This window comes from Amycolatopsis pittospori (assembly GCF_013870525.1).
GTDB classification, from domain to species: Bacteria; Actinomycetota; Actinomycetes; order Mycobacteriales; family Pseudonocardiaceae; genus Amycolatopsis; species Amycolatopsis pittospori.
Map to the genome: position 1 here is coordinate 31,514 of NZ_JACBXD010000056.1, position 20,592 is coordinate 52,105.

The following is a 20,592-nucleotide window of genomic DNA, read 5'->3' on the forward strand; positions in this document are numbered from 1 at the left end:
CGAAACGCGGCATGGAGCAAGCTGGTCGATGGCGGCGTCGGCGACCCTGCACTGCCTCACCGGCTGTGCGATCGGCGAGGTCCTCGGCATGGTCATCGGCACGGCGCTCGGCCTGCACAACGCGGCGACGATCGTGCTGTCGATCGCACTGGCCTTCGTCTTCGGCTACGCGCTGACGATGCGCGGCGTCCTGAAGTCGGGCCTCGCGTTCGGTGCCGCCCTCAAGGTCGCGCTGGCCGCCGACACCGTGTCGATCGCGGTCATGGAGATCGTCGACAACGGGATCATGGTCGTCGTGCCGGGTGCCATGGACGCCGGACTCGGGAGCTTCCTGTTCTGGGGCGCACTCGCGTTCGCGCTCGCCGTCGCGTTCGTGCTGACCGTGCCGGTGAACAAGTGGATGATCGGGCGAGGACTCGGGCACGCGAAGGTCCACGCGCACCACGGTCACTGAGCCTCGGATCGCCCCGCGCGCGTGCTATGAACGGCTCGTTACTTGCAAAATTTGCAAGTAACGAGCCGTTCATAGCGTCTCTGGGGGTGCGCTAGACGCTCGAGAGGTCGATCGCCTTGTCGATCTCCTTCGGCATCAGCACCCGGAGGATGCCCTCCAGCAGGTAGTAGTCGGCGTAGGGGAGCGACACTTCGACGCCGTCTTCGGACGGACGGTTGCGTGTGCCCCGCGCCACGATCGCTTCGGCGCGGGTGGACTTCGTGGTCAGGCAGGTGTCGCACAGCGCGGTGAGGATCCGGATCGCGGCTTCGCGGTACTGCGGCCGGTTCGCGACCTTCGCCAGGTCGAGGAGGCCGCACGCCATCACGGCGCCGGCGGAGGAGTCCTTGATGTCGTGCGGTGCCTGCGGGGCGAGGTAGTCCCACACCGGGACGCTGTCCGGCGTCAGTGAGCGGAGTGCGAAGTCGGCAAGGCGTTGCGCGGTCCGCAGGAACAGCGGGTCGCCGGTGCGCCGGTACATCGTGGTGAAGCCGTAGATCGCCCAAGCCTGCCCGCGCGACCAGCATGACGACGGGCCGTAGCCCTGCACGGAGTTCGGGCCGATGTCGGCGCCGGTGTCCGGGTCGAAGTCGAAGACGTGCGGGGTCGAACCGTCCGGTCGCAGGAAGACCCGCTCGGTGGTCTTCGCATGCGAGACGGCGACGTCGAGGTACTTCCGGTCGCCGGTCTGCTTGCTCGCGAAGGTCAGCAGGTCCAGGTTCATCATCGTGTCCACGATGACCCGGCCGGCGTTGCCCGGCGTGCCCAGGGCGCCCCAGGCCCGGATGAACCTGCCCTTTTCGTTGTACCGCTGGATGAGTGACGCGGCGGCGTTGAGCGCGCCGGTGCGCCATTTCTCGTCACCGGTCAGCCGCCAGCCGGTCACCCAGGACGGATAGAACAGGAATCCGAGATCGTGATCGCTGGTTTCGTACTGGCGTGGCGCGAGCTTTTCCGCGGACCTCGTCGCGAGGGTGCGGAATTGTGGATCGCCGCTGTAGATCGAAGCCAGCCACAACGTGCCCGGCCAGAATCCGCCGATCCAGCCGCCGTTGCGGGAATAGGTCCATTTCTCGAATCGGGTGATCTCCGGGAAGTCCGTCACGCGGGGCGCGACGGCTCGCAGTTTGGTCACCGCGTAGTCGGCCGCTTGGCGGAAAGTCCTTGCCCCGGCGGCTTCTTCCTCGGCCGCACTGGCAGTTGAGGTGATCGTCGTGGCCGCGACGGCGGCGCCGGCCGCGGTGGTCAACAGGGTTCGCCGGGATACGCTCACAAGGCCCGCCATTCGTCAGTGGGAAATGAGTCACGGGAGTTTCGCACGACGGTTACGCGCTTGTGAAGGCCATTCATAGGTGTGAATAAAGTGCCGATCATCGGGACGCGAAAAAGGGCGAAGGCCCGGCGTAATGGGGGCACGCCGGGCCTTCGCGATCAGGGGTAGGTCACGCGCACTTCGGCGCGACGGGCAGATCCGATCCGGTCTTCAGGTAGGTGTCGGAGACGTAGTGCCCCGGGCCGATCCGGTCCCAGATGTTGCTGGTGCCGAACTTGCCGGTGACGGTCTCGCCCTCGACGTAGCACTCGATGTTGACCTTCGCGTAGTTCGCCGCGAGGCCCTTGACCGACGCCGTGGTGCTCGCCGACGAGCGCACGTTCATCGGGTCGCCCGCGGTGCTGACCACGCCGGTCGGGCCGGAGCCGGTCCACAGGTAGGAGACGTTGACCCAACCGTTGTCGGACATCTTCAGGCCGTCCCAGAAGGTGCCGTCCGCGAGGTCGATACCCGCCGGGTTGGCCACCTTGCGGCCGAACTCGTCCTTGCCGCCGTTGTAGCCGTCCTGGTAGGCCGCCTGCGCTTCGGGCTTGCCCTGCGGCAGGTTCTTCCACATCTGGCGGGTGGCCGACGGGTTCCAGTAGTCGTCCTTGGTGTTCCACGGGCCGACGTCCCACACCGGCGCGTACTCGCAGCGGCTGTTGTCGGTGCGGCAGACGCGGACGGTGTAGTTGCCGGTGTTCTTGGGCGCCAGGCCGCGGCCGGAGGGGAGGGCGACGAAGTGGTCACGCGACTTGATCACGTGGCCGTTCGCGGTGGTGCCGCCGACGAGACCTTCACGGGTGCCGAAGACCTTGTAGGTCAACGGGGCCGCGGCGGCGCCGACGGCGTTGGTCCGCGGGCCGAGTTCGCCCCGCAGCACGACGTCGCTGACCTTCGCGGTCACGCCGTCGTTCGCGGTGCGGAGTCCGATGCGGACCTGGACCGTGGTGACCGAAGTGGACAGCAGGGCGGCGCCGTCCTCGGTGGGCGTCCACTCCGTCCAGTCGTTGGAGTTGAGCTTCCCGCGGACGTCGACCTCGATGGAGGTGCCCTTCGGCGCGTCGGCGGTCACCTCGGCGCTGACGCGGTTCACCGGCTTCCCGAGCTGCTGCTCGGCCAGCAGCAGGTAGCCCTGGCTCCCGATGGAATCCGGTTTTCTGTGCCAGGCGGCGTTTTCCAGGCTGAGCACACCGCCGTCGCTGCGGACGTTGACGTCATCGCCGTCTACAGTGGACAAATCGGCGCGCCAGATCCCTTCGGGTGCGGCGTTCGCGGGGCCGGCGGCCAGCGCGGTGACCGCCCCCATGGCCAGCACGGCCGCCATCACGCGGCGGGCCTTCACGGTCCGGACCATTCCGGTCTCCCTTCGAGCACTCTTGATTGCTACGAAGGGAGCTTCGCCGGACCTTGTACACGATCGATACAAAAGCACGTACTTATGCGGAAGCCGGCTTCCCGTAGGAGGCTTCGGCGGATTCCTGTAATCGTGAAGCGAGCGCGGATTCCTGTGGCCGCGCGGAAAGTTCGCGCCACAACGCCAGTGCACGTTCCGAGTACGTCCGTGACCGCTCGGGCTGGCTCAGTGCCTCGTGCAGTTCCCCGAGCAACTGCGACACCTCCGCCTCGGACCGCCGGTCGCCGTTGCGCCGGTGCACGCTCAGCGAGTTCACCAGCAGCAGTTGCGCGTGGGCCAGATCCCCGCTGTGCAGATAGAGCTCGCCGAGGTTCTGATTCGCGTACCCGACGCAATGGTCGTCGCCGAGTTCGTCGAAGATCGCGATCGCCCTGTCGACACGTTCCCGCGCGCCGGCGAGGTTGCCCTGGTGCTGGCGCAACATCGCGAGCCGCTTCAGCGCGTGCGCCTCCCGGTGCCGGTCGCCGATCGCCGCGGACTGGTCGAGCGCCTCGGTGAACCAGCGCTCCGCGTCGGCGAACCGGCGTCGCGCCAGCCACACCGCGCCGATCGCGATCCGCGCGACGGCTTCCCCGTGCGGATCCCCCGCCGCGGAGAACTGGTCCAGCGCCGCGTGACAATGCTCCAGCGCGACGGTGACGTCGCCTTTGATCCGCAGCACGGTGCCGAGTCCGGCCAGCGCGATCGCCGCCCCCCGAGTGTCACCGATCTTGTCGAACAGCAGCTGCGACTGCTCGAAAGCGACCTGCGCCTCGGCGTAGCTGTCCTGGTACAGCTGGATCTGTCCGAGGTTCCGCTGGATGATCGCCTCCCCGCGGACCTCGCCGGACCGGCGTGCGGCGGCCAGGGCGACGGCGTGCGTGTGCAGCCAATCGTCCTGGTGCCCGCGCTGGTCGAAGTACGGCGCGAGCGCGGCGGCGAGGCGCCAGGCGAGCGCGTCGAAGCCGAGTTCGGCCGCCAGCGAGACGGCGGCGACACAGGTGTGCCGTTCGGCGGCGAACCACGCGGCCGGATCCTCCACCAGATGTCCGGTCCCGGGCGGGAGAGCGGGCTGGGCGGCGGTGTCGTCCCGGTAGAGCCCGAAGAAGTGGATCGGCATCCTGTCCGCGGCTTCGACCGCGAGAGCGAGATACCCCTCCAGTACCCGCTTCGTGGCGTCATGGGCCTTCGCCGGGACGTCCTGCGCGCGGAGTTCGACGGCGTAGCACCGAAGCAGGTCGTGCAGCCGGTAGCGGGGCTCGCCGGTGCCGTCCGAGCCCAGGAGGTCGACCAGATGGGCGTCCACCAGCACGTCCAGGACATCGTCGGCGTACGGGCGGCCGAGCAGCGCCGCGACCACCCAGGCCGGGAACTGGACCGAGCCGAGACCGCCGAGACCGCGGAACGCGGTGGCCGCGGACATCGGGAGGAGGTCGTAGCTGAGGGTCACACTGGCCCGGACGGCCAGATCGCCGACGCGGAGTTCGTCCAATCTCCGTCTTTCGTCTCTCAAGCGGTCCGCCAGCACGCGCAGTGTCCAGCCAGGACGGTGGGTGAGCTTCGCCCCGGCGACGCGGAGCGCCAGCGGCAGGTAGCCGCAGTGACGCAGGATCGCGGTCGCGCTCTCCGGCTCGGCGGCGACCCGTTCTGTGCCGACGATGCCTTCGAGCAGCTTCGCGGCCTCGGATTCGGGCAGGAGATCGACGTCGAACGGGGTGGCCCCGGCCAGATCGGGCAGCCGCACCCGGCTGGTGATCAGCACCGCGCAGGCACCCGCCCCGGGCAGGAGCGGCCGGACCTGCGCCGCACTGCCGGCGTCGTCGAGGACGACGCACATCCGCGTCCCCGCGAGCCGGGACCGGAGCAGCGCCGCGCGTTCGGCGAGATCACGCGGCAGGCCCGCGTCCGGGACACCCAGCGCGCGGAGCAGCTCGGCGAGCACGGTCATCGGGGGCCGGGGCGAGGACGACGTCCCGGCGAGATCGACGTGCAACTGGCCGTCGGGGAAGTCCTCCCGCACCGCGTGCGCGACCCGGACGGCGACCGAGGACTTGCCGACCCCGGGCGCCCCCGAAAGCACCGCGATCGCGGGTTTCCCCTGCTCACGACGTTTGCGGAAGAGTCCGACGAGTTTGGCGACCACGACGTCGCGGCCGGTGAAGTCCGGTAGGTCCAGCGGCAGCTGGCAGACCGGCGCCGTCGGCCGGGAAACGGCGACCGCCACGGTTTCCTGGGACGCCGCCGGCGTGACGACCAGCGAGGCCCGCAGCTCCCTCAACCGCGGTCCCGGTTCCGTGCCGAGTTCGTCGGCCAGCACCTTCTCGGCCGTCTCGTAGGCCTCGATCGCGTCGGTCGTGCGGCCGTCGGCCCGCAGCGCGACGATCAGCTGCTGCCAGAGTTCCTCGCGCAGCGGATGTTCGGTGACCAGGCCGCGCAGCTCGGCGACCGCTTCGGCGGTGCGGCCGAGTTCGATCCTGGCCCGCAGCCGTTGTTCGGAGACCGCGAGCCGCAGTTCCGTCAGCCGGGCGACGGTCGCGCCCCAACCGTGGTCGTGGGGGAGTCCTTCCAGGACCTCCCCGCGCCACAACCCTTCGGCTTGATCCAGCAGGTCGAGTGCGGTTTCGGCGTCCCCGCGGCCGAGTGCGGCCTGCGCGCGGGCGGAGAGTTCGCCGAACCTGACGTGGTCGATCTCCTCCGGGCTCGCCTTGAGGATGTACCCGGACGCCCGGCTGCCGATCCGTTCCCCCAGTGCGGGGTCGCGATCGGCGAGGCGTTTGCGGAGCGAGTGGACGTAGGTGCGGATGTTCGCCGCCGCCGAACGCGGAGCCGACGAGGGCCAGAGGACCTCGATCAGCAGTTCCGTGGAGACGACGACATTGGGCTGGAGTAGCAGGGCAGCGAGCAGCAGGCGGGGTTTGGGGCCGCCGAGCGGCACCACTTGTCCGTCCACCGCCACTTCGAGCGGACCGAGAACGCGAAACCCGAGAATAGTCACCTAAACCGCCAATACGGCAGGAGCCCCATATCGGCCGATCGTATTACGGAGCGGCCATGGTTGGCTAGATCCATTCGCATGCATGTGCAGACAGTGCTCGCGGTTTGTACGGGATGTGTACGACGCCGGATGACGCTGGAAGCCATGAAGCGTTCAAGTATCCGGCGTCTGGCCGGTTTCTTTCTCGTGCTGGCGACGGCGGGTGCCTTGGGCCTAGCCGGTGCGACCCCCGCGCTCGCCGCGGCGACCGGGACCGTGAAGACCGCGGGTGACCCGCTGAACGTGCGCCGCGCGCCGAGCACCAGCTCGTCGGCGGTGCGCACGGTGGCCAACGGCGCCACGGTGACCATCGACTGCCAGACCATCGGGACCGAGGTCACCGGCCCCTTGGGCAAGACGACGTTGTGGGACTACGTTCCCGCGCTCGGGGGTTACATCTCGGACGGATATGTCTACACCGGCTCAGATCAGCGGATCGCGCCCGACTGCGGCGTCGGCTCCGGCAGCGCCGAATGTTCCACCGGTGTTTGCGCGGGCGAAGGACAGTTCCGTTCATCGGATGCTCATTTCCTGGTCTACGACAAGGACGCCGACGGCAAGTCCGCCGTGGTCGCCTACTGGCTGAAGGGCGGCGCCGGCCCGTTCTACGTCTGGGCTTCCGGCGGGAACGGCACGCACGTCGACAAGGCCGTGCCGGTCGCGAAGGGGTCGTGGGTCTACTACAAGGTCTGCGTCGCCGACGCGTCGGCGAATCCGACCCTCGAAGCCTGTAGTGGCGGCATCACCGATTACGCCGCGTGAAATTCCTCCCCGTTTCTTTCCCCACTTCGAAAGGTTGAATTCTCATGGGTCAGGTGAATCGGCGGGCGGTACTCCTCGGTGGAGCGGCGGTGTCGGCCGCGGCGTTGTCGTCGACGCTGCCCACGTGGGCGAACGCGAGAACGATGGCGGCGGCGCCCGCCATCCGTGACCCGTTCCAGCTCGGCGTCGCCTCGGGCGACCCGCTGCCGGACAGCGTCGTGCTCTGGACACGGCTCGCCCCCGCCCCGCTCAACCCCGACGGCTTCGGTGGCATGCCGGACGCTTCGTACACAGTGGACTGGGAGATCGCGAACGATCAGGCGTTCTCCTCGATCGCACAGAAGGGCGCCGCCACCGCGGTCCGCGCCTCCGGGCACAGCGTGCACATCGAACCGGCCGGGCTGGAGCCGGGACGCGAGTACTTCTACCGCTTCAAGGCCGGCGGCTACATCTCGCCGGTCGGCCGGACGCGGACCGCCCCCGCCGCCGGTGCCGCCGTCGACCGGCTGAAGTACTGCTTCTCGTCGTGCCAGCACTGGGAGGAGGGCTGGTACCACTCGTACAAGGGGATGCTCGCCGACGACCCGGATCTGGTGCTGTTCCTCGGCGACTACATGTACGAGAAGAAGTCCGGTCGCGTGGCCGCCGAACGCAACCCGCGCAAACTGGCCTTCACCGACGAGGTGAAGACGCTGGCGCAGTACCGCGCGCGGCACGCCCAGCACAAGACCGACGCCGACCTGCAGAACGCGCACGCGATGGCGCCGTGGATCGTGGTCTTCGACGACCACGAGGTGATGAACAACTGGAACGGCACCACGGCTCCGGCGACGGCGGAGCGCAAGACCGCCGGGTTCCAGGCGTTCTACGAGAACATGCCGATCAGGGCGACCGCCAAGCCGAGCGGCGCGACGATCCGACTGTACCGGCAGTTCGGCTGGGGGAACCTCGCCCGGTTCCACCTGCTCGACACCCGCCAGTACCGCAACGCGCAGGTCACCGACCCGTCCGGTTCGGCAGGCCCGGCGTGTACCGACATGCGGGCGACGTCGCGCAGCATCCTGGGCACGGCACAGGAGGCTTGGCTGCTGAAGGCGCTGGAGACGCATCCGGCGAAGTGGGACTTCCTGGGACAGCAGGTCTTCTTCGCCACCCGCGACGGCGACGGCAACAAGGCCACCTGTGAGAGCCCCGATTCCTGGCAGGGCTACGAGGCTTCGCGCGACCGGATCGCGAAGGGCATCGTGGACCGCAAGGTACCGAACCCGATCGTGCTGACCGGCGACGTCCACCGGCACTGGGCGGCGGATCTCCGCCGCGACTACTTCAACCACAGCGACCCGGTGTTCGGATCGGAACTGGTGACGACGTCGGTGACGAGCAACAGCGACACCGCGACCGATCCGTCGTCCACCTGGCTCTCGCACAACCCGCATATCAAGTACTGCCGAGGAAAACGCGGCTACGTGCGGGTGACGGCGTCGCAGGCGCAGATGCGGGCGGACTTCATGACGGTTTCGGACACCACCGAGTACGACTTCTCGAAGGTGACCTTGGCCGCGGACCGCAGCTACGTCGTCGAAGCGGGGAAGCCGGGCTTGCAGAAGGTCTAGGGGACCTTCAAGTCCTTCGGGAGCCCTTGTTGCGAAAGCCACTTTCGCAACCTTCAACGTTGCGAAAGTGGCTTTCGCAACATCGCCTCCTGCACGACGGCCGCCCCTCGATCCAGGGCGGTCCGCGGGAGACTCAGGAAAGCAGGTCGACCAGCGCGTCACCGCGAGGCGTCCGGACCACGAGGACGACCTGGCCCTCGCGGTGCCGCTGGATCAGGCCGGCCGAGACGAGTTGTTCACAGTGGTAGGTCGCGGTGCTCGCGGCACACGAAAGGAGGTTCGCGATCTCGCCCATCCGCGCGGGTTTTCCCAAGTGCCGCAACAGTTTCGCGCGGTGGGCGCCGACAACCAGGTCGAGTCCGTCGACGCCGGGGCGCGGTTCGGCCCGCCCGTTGTCGAGCAGGCCGTCCAGACCGGGCAGGGGATAGCCGATCCAGATGGCGTCCTCTTCGTCGAAGTTCGCGACCACCGACCGGCAGCCCGCGAGCATCGGGACGAGGATCAGTTTGCGGCCCCGCGTCGAGTACCGCGCCGGTTCGGCGTCGGGCAGCAAGAGTGAGCCGCCCTGGAACCGGAAATGCGGCCGCAGCAGGCCGAGTACGGCGTCCGTCCCGCCTCGGACGGAGGCGACGCCGATCCGCTCGATCTCACGGTCGAGCAGGGGGCGGGCCTTGGTCCACAGGTTCTCGGTGGCGAGCCTCGTCGCGGTGAAGGCGTCCGCGAGGGAGGCCGCCCACCGTCTCGGATGGTCGGCGGCCTGCCGCCAGTGCGCGGGCAGCCGCTCACCGAAGACCTCGTCCAGGCCCTTCAGGATGTCGGCCTCCGACAGGTCGCGCAGCACGTCCGCCTGGCTCGCGGCGGAGGCGTCCCGCGCGGGACTGATCGGCACGATGAAGTCCGGCTGCACGGAGGTGCCGCGGCGGGAGAGCGCGCTCGCGGCGCGGTAGCCCTGCTCGGGGATCGCCGAAGCCACCTGGCGGCGCCAGGCGGCGGGCAGGCCGCGGTCGTACCCGCCGACGACCTCGACCAGCATCGAAACGAGTGAGATATGCGGGGAAACCGCCACCCCGACGGGGATCGTGCCGGTATCGCCGAGTTCGAGCCGGGTATAAGAAGCCTGGGGCGGCGTCTCGCGCATCCGGTCGTCCCTCCTGGGATTGGGCGTCGCAGCACGCGATATTAGCGCCTCCGGTCAATACCCAGTACGACCCGATAAGGAACCGAAGGACGCTTTCCCCGGCTCTGACCTGGGAAAAGCGCCCTTCGGCCGGTGCGGCGACCTCAGAAGGCGAGTTGCTCATTCATGACGAGAAACGCACCGAGACCATGGAAATCGTTGGTGCCACGCCGGCGTGCGTAGTAATACGCCGTGTCTCCGACATTCGTGCCTTCGGAGATGTTCGCGATGTTCGTCAGTCCGTCGGGACCGGTCGAAACCTGGGAGAGCACACCGGTATGGCCCTTCGCGGCCACCGGTCCGTACTCCGAACCGACGTACCCGCGTTCCACCGCTCGCGAGAGCAGGAAGGTGTACATCGCCGAGGCCGAGGTCTCCAGCCAGTTGTCCGGGTCGCCGCCGCGGTCGACGATCTGGAACCAGCGGCCCGAAGCCGGGTCCTGCCAGCGCGTGTAGCCGGCCGCCAGGAACCGGACGATCTCGACGAGACGACGGCGCCTGGGGTGGCCTTCGGGGAGGATCTCGAGGAGGTCGATCGCCGCCATCCCGAGCCAGCCGATCGCGCGGGCCCAGTGGAACTTCGAATGCCGTCCGCCCCCCGAGGCCCACGGTTCCGAACCGTCCTCGTCGTAGGCGTGGTAGAGCAGGCCCTTCGCGGGTTCCTTCAACCGGTCGAAGTAGACGACGATGTTCTTCGCGGACTCTTCGTAGCAATAGCCGGAATCGCCGAAGGTCTTGCCGTACAAGGCGAGGAACGGCTGCGCCATGTAGACGCCGTCCGCCCACAGTTGCCCGGTCTTGCTCGTGGCGTGGAACATCCCGCCGTCGGACGTCCGGGGATAGGACGGGAACCGGCGGCGCAGCTGTTCGGCCGCGGTCTTGTACTTCGCCTGCCCGGTTTCGTCGTACAGCAAGGGGAACATCTGCCCGGAACGCATCGCGTCCAGATTGGTGAAGCCGTTGGAGATCCCGCTTTCGGTGACGAACCGGTCGTACCAGGCGAGGATGTGGTCGAGGTAGCGCTTCTCGCCGGTGCGGCGGTACACGAGGTACTGGCCGTAGAGGTAGAGACCGCGGGTGTAGCCCCAGCCGCCGAGGGTGGCGGGCGTGTAGCGCTTCATCGTCGAGTCGACGACCGCGCGGGACCAGTCCACCGGAGCGGCCGCGGCGGTCCCGGGCAGGACCAGCGCGCCGAGGGCACCCGCGCCGCCCGCCAGCACCGTCCGCCGGGAAAGGCGTGCCACGCGAAGAGGATCTGAGGACATTCGTGGCCCTTCCTGCGTCCGGAGCGTAGTGACCGGGATGCCGATCCGCCGTCCGTCGGCATCCCGGCCGGCTCCGGGGCGACCGGGTCGCCTGACGGAACTTCCTTGCGGGACAACGTCTACTCGCCACTTCGAGAGCGAGTCAAGAGAGATCCGATCTCTTCCTTCATATATCAGATATGCCACTCGAATGGGTGCTCCCGCTGCCCGGGACGGTCCCGATGGGCGGCACTTCCCCCGGGATCATCCGGCTCCGTACGATCGACCCGTGAACGAGCTGACCTTCCGCGGGCGACGTGTCGCCCGGGACCGCGCCCTGGTCATGGCGATCGTCAACCGCACCCCGGATTCCTTCTACGACAAGGGTGCGACCTTTTCCGATCCGGACGCGCTCGCGGCCGTCGCGCGGGCCGTGGAGGAGGGGGCCGACATCGTCGACATCGGCGGGGTGAAGGCCGGGCCCGGTGCGGAGGTCGACGTCGAGGAAGAGATCCGACGGGTGGTGCCGTTCGTCGAGCGGATCCGCGAACTGCACCCGGACCTGGTGATCAGTGTCGACACCTGGCGGCACGAGGTCGGCAGGCGGTCGGCCGAAGCGGGCGCGGATCTCATCAACGACACCTGGGCGGGGGCGGATCCACGGCTCGCGGAGGTCGCGGCGGAGTTCGGCACCGGCTACGTCTGTTCGCACACCGGCAACGCCGTCCCGCGCACCCGGCCGTTCCGGGTGCACTATCCGGATGTCGTCGCGGACGTCGTCGCGGAGACGACGGCGCACGCGGAAGCGGTGGTCGCGCTCGGCGTCCCCCGCGAGGGCGTCCTGATCGACCCGACCCACGACTTCGGCAAGAACACCTGGCACAGCCTGGCGCTGCTGCGGCACGCGCGGGAGCTGGCGGACACCGGCTGGCCGGTCCTGATGGCACTGTCCAATAAGGACTTCGTCGGCGAGACGCTCGGCGTGGAACTCGCGGAGCGGGTCGACGGGACCCTCGCGGCCACGGCCTGGGCGGTGGCCGAAGGGGCGAAGGTGTTCCGGGTGCACGAAGTGAAGCGGACCCGGCAGGTGCTGGAGATGGTCGCGTCGATCCAGGGGGTGCGGCCGCCCGCGCGTGCGATCCGCGGGCTGGCCTGACACCCCCTGGTGACAGCTGTCAGTCTTGGGGTTCGAGGTGAAGCGCGGTGATCCCGCATTCGAAGGTCTTCGACTTCACCAGCCGCAGTGCCTGATTGGAGCCGAGCGCCGGGAACACCGGCAGGCCGGCGCCGATCGCGGTCGGGTTGACGAACAGGTGGATCTCGTCGAGCAGGCCCAGTGCGATCAGGTCAGCGGCCAGTCTCGCGCCACCCGAGGTGATGATGTCGCCGCCCGGCTGGTCCTTGAGTTTGCCCACGATCTCCGCCAGGTCGCCGCCGGCGACGGTGGCGTTCTCCCACGGCGACTCCTTGAGGCTGTTCGAGATCACCACCTTGGGCGTGTTGTTCATCTTGTCGATCGTTTCCTGCGTCTCGCCCTCCATGCCGGACTGCCAGGCCGGGATGAAGCCCTCGGCGAGGTTGCGGCCGAGCACGATGGTGTCGACGGGGTCCCAGAGCGGGCCGACGTAGGCGTTGACGTCCTCGGTCCACGGCAGGGTCATCCAGTCCATCTCGCCTTCCGGACCGCCCATGTAGCCGTCGATGGTGGTCTGTACCTGCAGCTTGAACTTGCGCATGAGCGCTTCCTTCCCCAAAGGAGTTACCCGCGGACGCTGAAGTGTCCCCAGGAGAGCTATGTGTCCGCCGGACACATGGTGTACGTTAGACACATCCGAGACCGGATGACAAGCCCGAATTTTCGGAATTGGAGTGCGTGATGGCGACCTCGACAGGCGCCGGCCCGGAACCGGGTGCCGGCAGCATCGACCTGCTCTGGGGTCTTTCGCAGCGGGAGCCCAAACGCGCCCGCCCGGCCTTGACGATCGAGAGGATCGCCGAGGCCGCGACCGAGATCGCCGACGCGGACGGCATCGCGGGCGTCTCCATGCAGCTGGTGGCCGGCCGGCTCGACGTCACGAAGATGGCGCTGTACCGGCACGTCAAGAACAAGGCCGAACTGCTCGCGGTGATGACCGAGCTGGCCATCGGCCCCGCGCCGGATCTGCTGGCGCTGCCGGGCGACTGGCGCTCCCGGATCGAGGAGTGGACGCATCAGATGCGGATGACCTGGCGCAGGCATCCGTGGCTGCCGGACGCCACCGTCGGCGTCCGGGCGACCGGACCACGGGAGATCGGCTGGACCGAATCCGCGGTCGCCGCGCTGGCGGGCACCGGGCTCACCGGCGCCGAGCGGATGGACGCGGTCTTCCTGCTCAGCGGGCATCTGCGTAACACCCATTCGACGAACAACGCCGGAACCCAGCCGTGGGAAGGCGATCGCGGGCTGCGCGGGCACGTCGCCGCGAACCCGGAGATGTTCCCGGCGCTGCTGGAGGCGGCGGAGTCGGTCGACGGCGCGCCCGCCGACAGCGGGTACGAGTTCGGGCTGCAGCGGATCCTCGACGGGCTGGCCGCGCTCATCGCCCGGCGCGATTAGCCGTTCAGCGGGATGACGGCGGAAACCGTGGTGCCGGAGCCGGGTTCGCTGAAGACGGTCAATTCCCCGCCCAGCGCGCGGACGCGGTCGCGCAGTCCGTGCAGCCCGGAGCCGCCGTCGATGTCGGCCGTGCCGGTCCCGTCGTCGTGGACGTCCACGCGAAGACCATCCTTCTCGACTCCGATGCTCACGCGGACTTCGCGCGCCTGCGCGTGCTTCAGCGCGTTGGTGATCGCTTCGGTGACCACGAAGTACGCCGTCGCCTCGACGGCACCGCTGAGCCTGGGCACGTCCGCGCCCGCGAGGTCGACCGCGAGCGGGATCCGGTCGAGCAGCGACCGGACCGCGGGGATCAGCCCGGCCTCGGTGAGGATGGCGGGCCGCAGTCCCCGCGCGAGCTCGCGCAGCTCGGTGACGGTGGCCTGGAGCTCGTCGATGGTGCTGGTCAGCAGGGCCGCGACGGCCGGGGTCAGTTCGTCGCCGAGGCGCCGCTCGGCCATCCTCAGCAGCAGCACGACGCTCACCAGCCGTTGCTGCGCACCGTCGTGCAGATCCCGTTCGACGCGACGCCGCTCGTCGTCGGCCGCGGCCACGATCCGCGCGCGGGAGGCCTGCACCTCGGTGAGGCGTTCTTCCAGCTCAGCGGCGAGACGCTGGTTGTCCAGCACCAGTCCGGCGGCCGCGTTGAGCGCGTCGATCGACCGGCTGTCCTTCCACACCTCGTCGTCCTGCACGAGCGCCGCCAGCCCGGAGCCGTCGCGTTCCAGCAGGAGCCGGATCATCTCCGCGTTGCCGACCCGCGCCCGCAGAACCCCGATCAGGAACGCCAGCGGCCACAGGCAGAACGAGATCCGGTAGACGTCCAGCAGCGGTTCGGAGTACGGGTGCCCGGAGCCGAGCGCGCTGCCGACCGTCGTGCAGACCGCGCCCACCACGGCGATGGCGACGACGGGGGAGAGCAGCCGCCGTTGCGGAAGCCGTCCGGCGAGCCAGCGATAGAGCAGTACCACCACGACACCGGCGCCGATCACCGCGCCGATCAGTTCCAGCAGCCGTTTGACCAGTTGTTCGGCCTCCGGAGAGGCCGCGACGGCGGCGAGATTGCGCGGGTCGTCGTTGACCAGCAGCCCGAGAACGGCCGAGCCGAAGACCACGGCATAGGCGGAGAAGACGAGGACGCGTTCCCAGCGTGACCGGAGCTTCCCGTGCGGGAAGGCCAGCACGAGATGCGCGATCACCGGACTGGACGCGGCGGGCAGCGCGAGTCCGATGGTGTGCGCGAGCGGGTCTCCGGCGAACTGCAGGTCTTCGGCGAACAACGCGAGCCCGGCCACCGCGATGAGCAGGCCGATGGGATTCGAGGCGCGGCGCACCTGCGCGACGGCGCCGGCGAGCAGGAAGAGGAACCCGGTCGCGGTGGACAAGGTGGTGTCGAGCACGGTGTGCGTGCCGTCGGCGATCTTGAGCGTCATCGCCAGGACGCCCAAGCCGATCCCGGCGGTCAAGACGCCCGCCATCGCGACGGTCCGAGGGTGCTTCATCGCCACCTCGACCCCACCTGCCGTCTCCCCCTGGTGGTTCTTCACGTGCCCTGCCGGATGTCCGGTCGCGGTCAACCGTGATTCGCCCGTTCGGCCCGGACCGTTACACCGGGAGGACGCCCGATCGGGGGTAGTGGGTCTGGGACACGCGTCCTGGCATGTGGAACAACTGTTCCGCCTGGTGTCAAGGTTTCTCAGGATCTTTCCCGTCATGCGGATGGCGATGCAGGCACGTGGGTGAACATGCGACTCTCGCGGCCACCACCCGAGGCCGAGCTGTATCCCCCGAAAGGCGACCCTGCCGTGAGCACCCACCACAGAACGCGAATCCTGGCCGCGGCACTCGCCGCCCTGACCCTGGCCGGCGGGATCGCGGGGTGTTCACGTGCGGACAGCGGCGCGGCCCCGGCGGAGCAGAAGAGTCAGGGCGCGGCGGCCGAGGTGCGCGTCGGGTACTTCCCGAACGTGACGCACGCCCCCGCGCTGATCGGGGTGAAGAAGGAGTTCTTCGCCAAGGAGCTGGGCTCGACGAAGCTCACCACCCAGACGTTCAACGCCGGGCCCGAAGAGGTCAACGCGCTGCTCGGCAATTCGCTCGACATCGCCTTCATCGGCTCCGGCCCGGCGATCAACGCCTTCACCAAGTCCAAGGGCGCCATCCAGCTGGTCTCCGGTGCGGTCACCGGCGGTGCGCAGCTGGTGGTGAAGCCCGAGATCGCCACGCCCGAGCAGCTTTCGGGCAAGAACATCGCGACTCCGTCGCTGGCGAACACCCAGGACGTCGCGCTCAAGAAGTACATCGCCGAGAAGAAGCTCGCCGACGTCAAGATCACCAACCTCGACAACCCGAAGACCTTCGACGCCTTCAAGAAGGGCGAACTCGACGGTGGCTGGCTGCCGGAGCCGTGGTCGTCGCGGCTGGTGCTCGACGCCGGGGCGAAGGTCTTGCTGGACGAGAAGACCCTGTGGCCGGAAGGCAAGTTCCCGACCACGGTCGTGATCGTGCGCAGCGAGTTCCTGCAGCAGCACCCGGAAACCGTCACCGCCATCCTCAAGGGGGAACTCGCCGCCATCGACTGGGCGAAGACCAACCCCGCCGAGGCGAAGACTGTGGTCAACGGAGAACTCAAGGCGCTCGCGGGCAGCACACTGAGCGAGGCGGTCCTCGACCGGGCGTTCTCGGGCATCGAACTCGGCATCGACCCGGTCGCGTCGACCTTCACCCAGCTCGCGCAGGACTCGGTGACCGCGGGCGTGGTGAAGTCCGCGGTGGACCTGAAGGGGTTCGCCGATTTCGGCCCGCTCAACGCCGTGCTCTCCGAGCAGGGCAAGCCCGGCGTGAACGCGCCCGGGCTGACGAAGTGACCGGAGGGGATCAGCGATGACGACCACCTTGGAGCCCGGCCTGTCCACCGGTGTCGCCGTGCGCCTCGACGGGGTCCGGAAGGCGTTCGGCCCGACCGGCCGCGCCGTCGTGGCCCTCGACGGGATGGACCTGACGGTCGCCCCCGGCGAGTTCGTCTGCCTGCTCGGCGCGTCCGGCTGCGGCAAGAGCACCCTGCTGAACCTGGTCGCCGGCCTCGACCGGCCGACGTCCGGCTCGATCACGCTGGAGACGTCCCGCCCCGCGGTGATGTTCCAGGAGGCCGCCCTGATGCCGTGGCTGACCGCGGCCCGCAACGTGGAACTCCCGCTGCGCCTGGCCGGTTTCGGCCGGACCGAGCGTCGCGAGAAGGCCGCCGAACTGCTCGAACTGGTCCGCCTCGGCGGCGCGGGCGACAAGCGGCCGCACGAGCTTTCCGGCGGTATGCGGCAGCGGGTCGCGCTGGCCAGGGCGCTGGCCGCGACCCTGCGCGTCGGCGGCGACCAGGAGCAGGCGCTGCTGCTGATGGACGAGCCGTTCGCCGCGCTCGACGCCATCACCCGCGACGTCCTCCAGGGCGAACTGCTGCGCGTCTACCGCAGCACCGGGACCTCGGTGCTGTTCGTGACCCACGACGTCCGCGAGGCCGTCCGGCTCGGTCAGCGCGTCGTGCTGCTCTCGTCGCGGCCGGGCCGTGTCGTGCGGGAATGGCGCGACGTCCAGGCGTCCGACGCCGAAGAGCTGACCCTGGAGATCACCGGTCACCTCCGGGAGGTGATCAGTACCCATGCCGCGGCTTGACCGCCCTGACACGTCTGCCGCGGCTGTAGAGTCTTCGGAAGCGGATGAGGCCGTCGGAGCGGGGCTCGACTCACTCGACACCCCCACCGGGGAACGCCGGGAGAGCCGCGGGAAGCGGTTCGTGCGCTCCTTCGTGCCGCCGCTGGTCTTCCTGGCCCTGCTGGTCGCGCTGTGGCAGGGATTGTGGGCCGCCGCGTTCTGGTCCGAATCGATGCTGCCCGCGCCGATCGCGGTCTGGGACGAACTCGTCGGCATCACGACCGACGGCGACATCTTCGAATTCGTCTGGACGTCGGTGCACCGCGCCGCGCTCGGCTTCCTGATCGGGGTGATCATCGGGACCCCGCTCGGCCTGCTGGTGGCGAAGGTGCGGCTGGTCCGCGCGGCCGTCGGGCCGTTCCTGACCGGGTTGCAGAGTCTCCCGTCGGTGGCCTGGGTGCCGGCGGCGATCCTGTGGTTCGGGCTGAACGACGCCTCGATCTACTTCGTCGTGCTGCTGGGTTCGGTGCCGTCGATCGCGAACGGCCTGGTCTCGGGTATCGACCAGATCCCGCCGATCCTGCCGCGCGTCGGCCAGGTGATGGGGGCCGGCAGGTTGTCCTCGGCCCGGCACATCCTGTTGCCCGCCGCGTTGCCCGGTTTCCTCGCCGGACTCAAGCAGGGCTGGGCGTTCTCGTGGCGTTCGCTGATGGCGGCGGAACTGATCGCGCTGTCCCCGGCGCTCGGCAAGGGACTCGGCGCGTATCTGAACGAGGGCTCGTCGTTCAACAGCATGGAAGGCGTGATCTCGGCGATCTTCCTGATCCTGCTGGTCGGCGTCGGCATCGAGTTGCTGGTGTTCCGTCCGCTGGAGCGGTCGGTCCTGCGTGCCCGAGGTCTCACCGCGTCCCTTTAGGACTTTGGCCAGGCTAGCCTTACCCGCATGTCCGATTTCGGTGTGCGGGTCAAGGCGATCCTGACCGCGCTGATGATGTCCTTGCTGGTGGCCGGATGCGGGTCCGCGGAATCCGCGGACGGGGCGGAAGTCCCGCCGGAGTCCCAGGGCACCTTCCCGGTCAGTGTCCTGCACAAGTACGGGACGACGACGGTCGAGAAGCAGCCGTCGCGAATCGTCACGCTCGGCCTGTCCGACCACGATTCCGTGCTGGCACTGGGGATCCGGCCGGTCGGCGTCGTCGACTGGTTCAGGGAGCGTCCGTACGGGAAGTGGCCGTGGACGCAGGCCCGCTGGGGTGACAAGGCGCCGGAGATCGTCGGCGAACGCGACGAGTACAACTTCGAGAAGATCGCCGCGCTGAAACCGGATTTGATCCTCGCCCAGTACAGCGGGATGAAGAAGGAGCAGTACGACAAGCTCGTGCGGCTCGCGCCGGTCGTCGCGCAGCCGGGGGACTACGAGGACTACGCGGCGCCGTGGCAGCGGATGACCCGGCAGATCGGCAAGGCACTGGGACTCTCGCAGAAGACCGAAGACCTGATCTCGGACATCGACGCGCGATTCGCCAAGGCGCGAGCGGAGCACCCCGAGTTCGCGAAGCTGTCGATGGTCGTCGCCGACACCTTCGAAGCGGGCAAGTTCTCGGCGTTCACCACGACCGACCCGAAGATGATCTTCATGACGGAGCTGGGGTACCAGCCGTCCGGCCCGGTCGTGAAGGAGAGCAAGCCGGCCGACAACGTCGTCGAAGTCTCGTCGGAGCGCTTCGACCTCTTCGAAGCCGATCGCCTGGTGTGGCTGAACTCCGACGTCGGCGCGGAGGCGCGGGTGCGAGCGGATCCGGTGTATCGGAAGCTGAAGGTCAATCAGGAGAAGCGGGATCTGTTCATCACCTACGAGAACCCGCCGGTGGGCGCCGCGATCTCGTTCAACACCGTGCTGAGCATCCCGTATGCGCTGGAGCAGATGGTGCCGAAGCTCGCCGCGATGCCGGGCAAGTAGGCCTCGTGCCGGGGTGGTCGTGAGTGGCGATTCGGGTTAGAACCCGAATCGCCACTCACGACCTGCTTGCCGGTCACCCTTCCGCCACCGGCCGGTCATCGGTCCGTCAGCCGTGGAGGTGGCCTACCTACGGCACCGTAAGTTACGGTGTCGTAGGTAGGCGTTTCCGTTATCCCGGAAGGACGAAACGCATGACGGTCCCCGAAACCACCCGGCTGATGCTCGAACTCGAGGGGACGGTCGAGGAGAACCTCAACCGGCATCTCTCGATCGCCAAGGAATGGATGCCGCACGAGTACGTGCCGTGGAGCGAGGGCAAGAACTTCGCCGAACTCGGTGGCGAGCCGTGGGATCCGGAGCAGTCGCGGGTTTCGCCGATCGCGCGCACCTCGCTGGAGGTCAACCTCCTCACCGAGGACAACCTGCCGAGCTACCACCGCGAGATCGAGCGGGCCTTCGGGCGCGACGGCGCGTGGGGCACGTGGGTGCACCGCTGGACGGCGGAGGAGGGGCGGCACGGCATCTGCATCCGCGACTACCTGCTGGTGACGCGCGCGGTGGACCCGGTCGAGCTGGAGCGGGCACGGATGCAGACGATGCAGGCCGGGTACGACAGCGGCGACAAGCCGCTCTTGAACGTCTTCGCGTACGTGTCGTTCCAGGAGCTGGCGACGCGGCTTTCGCACCGCAACACCGGTAAGTACACGCAGGATCCGCTGTGCGAGAAGCTGCTCGCGCGGGTCGCGATGGACGAGAACCTGCACATGGTCTTCTACCGGAATCTGGTGCAGGCGTCGCTGGAGCTTTCACCCGACGCGATGATGCGCGCGATCACCGACGAGGTCGTCCAGTTCCAGATGCCGGGTGCGGTGATCCCGAGCTTCGTGCGGAAGGCCGCGCTGATCGCCAAGGCCGGCATCTACGACCTGCGGATCCATCACGACGAGGTGATCTGGCCGCTGCTGCGGCAGTGGAAGGTCTTCGAGCTCGAAGGACTCGGCGAGGTCGGCGAGAAGGCCCGCCACGAGCTCGACCAGTTCCTCAAGGGACTCGACACCCAGGCGTCACGATTCGAAGAGCGCCGGGCGGCCGCCGAAGCCCGCTCCGCCGCCCGCCGCGCGTGATCAGCCGGACGTCACCCGTGATCAGCCGGACGTCACCCGTGATCAGACGGACGTCGCGCTGACGTCCGGCTGATCACGCGTGGCGTCCATCGGGTCACGCGTGATCGGGCCGGATCAGCGGGAGCGGCGAGCGCCCGCGCGGGTTCCCGACGAGAAAGCGGCGGCACCGCCGCGGCGGGCCGGAGCCCCACCGGAGG

17 protein-coding genes are annotated in these 20,592 nt (G+C 68.7%); 10 read left to right on the forward strand and 7 right to left on the reverse strand.

Annotated features, from left to right (window positions below):
* Positions 1-28: 28 nt before the first annotated feature.
* Complete coding sequence (locus H5J31_RS27100) at positions 29-454, forward strand: DUF4396 domain-containing protein (RefSeq protein ID WP_407925068.1); 426 nt, start codon at positions 29-31, stop codon at positions 452-454.
* A 91-nt stretch (positions 455-545) separates the two neighbouring features.
* On the opposite strand, the gene H5J31_RS27105 is transcribed toward H5J31_RS27100, so the two are convergent.
* The 3 genes from H5J31_RS27105 to H5J31_RS27115 all read right to left on the reverse strand — a co-directional run bounded on the left by H5J31_RS27105 (position 546) and on the right by H5J31_RS27115 (position 6,196).
* A complete protein-coding gene (locus tag H5J31_RS27105) occupies positions 546-1,766 on the reverse strand; it encodes a glycoside hydrolase family 88 protein (RefSeq protein WP_181775477.1) in 1,221 nt (406 codons plus the stop codon).
* Positions 1,767-1,935: 169 nt separating this feature from the next.
* Positions 1,936-3,162, reverse strand: coding sequence for a hypothetical protein (locus H5J31_RS27110; protein WP_181775478.1), 1,227 nt, complete (start codon positions 3,160-3,162; stop codon positions 1,936-1,938).
* 82 nt (positions 3,163-3,244) lie between these two features.
* The gene (locus H5J31_RS27115) at positions 3,245-6,196 is read right to left on the reverse strand and encodes an AfsR/SARP family transcriptional regulator (protein WP_328701626.1); all 2,952 of its coding nucleotides are present in this window, start codon (positions 6,194-6,196) and stop codon (positions 3,245-3,247) included.
* Between the two features lie 144 nt (positions 6,197-6,340).
* Here H5J31_RS27115 and H5J31_RS27120 point away from each other — a divergent pair, with 144 nt between their 5' ends.
* Both H5J31_RS27120 and H5J31_RS27125 read left to right on the forward strand, forming a co-directional pair.
* Positions 6,341-6,997, forward strand: coding sequence for an SH3 domain-containing protein (locus H5J31_RS27120; protein WP_181775480.1), 657 nt, complete (start codon positions 6,341-6,343; stop codon positions 6,995-6,997).
* Between the two features lie 44 nt (positions 6,998-7,041).
* Positions 7,042-8,610 (forward strand): alkaline phosphatase D family protein, encoded by a 1,569-nt coding sequence (locus H5J31_RS27125; RefSeq protein ID WP_181775481.1) that lies wholly within the window; start codon positions 7,042-7,044, stop codon positions 8,608-8,610.
* Positions 8,611-8,743: 133 nt separating this feature from the next.
* On the opposite strand, the gene H5J31_RS27130 is transcribed toward H5J31_RS27125, so the two are convergent.
* Both H5J31_RS27130 and H5J31_RS27135 read right to left on the reverse strand, forming a co-directional pair.
* A complete protein-coding gene (locus H5J31_RS27130; protein ID WP_181775482.1) occupies positions 8,744-9,748 on the reverse strand; it encodes a winged helix-turn-helix domain-containing protein in 1,005 nt (334 codons plus the stop codon).
* Positions 9,749-9,891: 143 nt separating this feature from the next.
* Entirely contained in the window at positions 9,892-11,052 is a 1,161-nt protein-coding gene (locus H5J31_RS27135; protein ID WP_181775483.1) for a glycoside hydrolase family 88/105 protein, read from the reverse strand.
* Between the two features lie 268 nt (positions 11,053-11,320).
* On the opposite strand from H5J31_RS27135, the gene folP reads away from it, so the two are divergent.
* Positions 11,321-12,187 carry a dihydropteroate synthase gene (gene folP / locus H5J31_RS27140; RefSeq protein ID WP_181775484.1) on the forward strand — a complete coding sequence of 289 codons (867 nt, stop codon included), beginning with the start codon at positions 11,321-11,323 and terminating at the stop codon, positions 12,185-12,187.
* A 19-nt stretch (positions 12,188-12,206) separates the two neighbouring features.
* Here the strand turns inward: folP and H5J31_RS27145 are convergent, their stop codons facing one another.
* Positions 12,207-12,767 (reverse strand): dihydrofolate reductase family protein, encoded by a 561-nt coding sequence (locus tag H5J31_RS27145; RefSeq protein ID WP_181775485.1) that lies wholly within the window; start codon positions 12,765-12,767, stop codon positions 12,207-12,209.
* 140 nt (positions 12,768-12,907) lie between these two features.
* Here H5J31_RS27145 and H5J31_RS27150 point away from each other — a divergent pair, with 140 nt between their 5' ends.
* Positions 12,908-13,627 (forward strand): TetR/AcrR family transcriptional regulator, encoded by a 720-nt coding sequence (locus H5J31_RS27150; RefSeq protein WP_181775486.1) that lies wholly within the window; start codon positions 12,908-12,910, stop codon positions 13,625-13,627.
* Here H5J31_RS27150 and H5J31_RS27155 read toward each other — a convergent pair.
* A complete protein-coding gene (locus H5J31_RS27155; RefSeq protein WP_181775487.1) occupies positions 13,624-15,168 on the reverse strand; it encodes a sensor histidine kinase in 1,545 nt (514 codons plus the stop codon). The genes H5J31_RS27150 and H5J31_RS27155 overlap by 4 nt on opposite strands.
* A gap of 303 nt (positions 15,169-15,471) precedes the next feature.
* Here H5J31_RS27155 and H5J31_RS27160 point away from each other — a divergent pair, with 303 nt between their 5' ends.
* The 5 genes from H5J31_RS27160 to H5J31_RS27180 all read left to right on the forward strand — a co-directional run bounded on the left by H5J31_RS27160 (position 15,472) and on the right by H5J31_RS27180 (position 20,395).
* On the forward strand, positions 15,472-16,533 hold the full coding sequence (locus H5J31_RS27160) for an ABC transporter substrate-binding protein (protein ID WP_181775488.1): 1,062 nt from the start codon (positions 15,472-15,474) through the stop codon (positions 16,531-16,533).
* A 16-nt stretch (positions 16,534-16,549) separates the two neighbouring features.
* Positions 16,550-17,332 (forward strand): ABC transporter ATP-binding protein, encoded by a 783-nt coding sequence (locus H5J31_RS27165; protein WP_181775489.1) that lies wholly within the window; start codon positions 16,550-16,552, stop codon positions 17,330-17,332.
* Complete coding sequence (locus H5J31_RS27170; protein ID WP_181775490.1) at positions 17,319-18,227, forward strand: ABC transporter permease; 909 nt, start codon at positions 17,319-17,321, stop codon at positions 18,225-18,227. The genes H5J31_RS27165 and H5J31_RS27170 overlap by 14 nt, the downstream gene beginning before the upstream one ends.
* A 27-nt stretch (positions 18,228-18,254) precedes the next feature.
* Entirely contained in the window at positions 18,255-19,271 is a 1,017-nt protein-coding gene (locus H5J31_RS27175; RefSeq protein WP_181775491.1) for an iron-siderophore ABC transporter substrate-binding protein, read from the forward strand.
* A 191-nt stretch (positions 19,272-19,462) separates the two neighbouring features.
* The gene (locus H5J31_RS27180) at positions 19,463-20,395 is read left to right on the forward strand and encodes an acyl-ACP desaturase (RefSeq protein ID WP_181775492.1); all 933 of its coding nucleotides are present in this window, start codon (positions 19,463-19,465) and stop codon (positions 20,393-20,395) included.
* Positions 20,396-20,592: the final 197 nt, after the last annotated feature.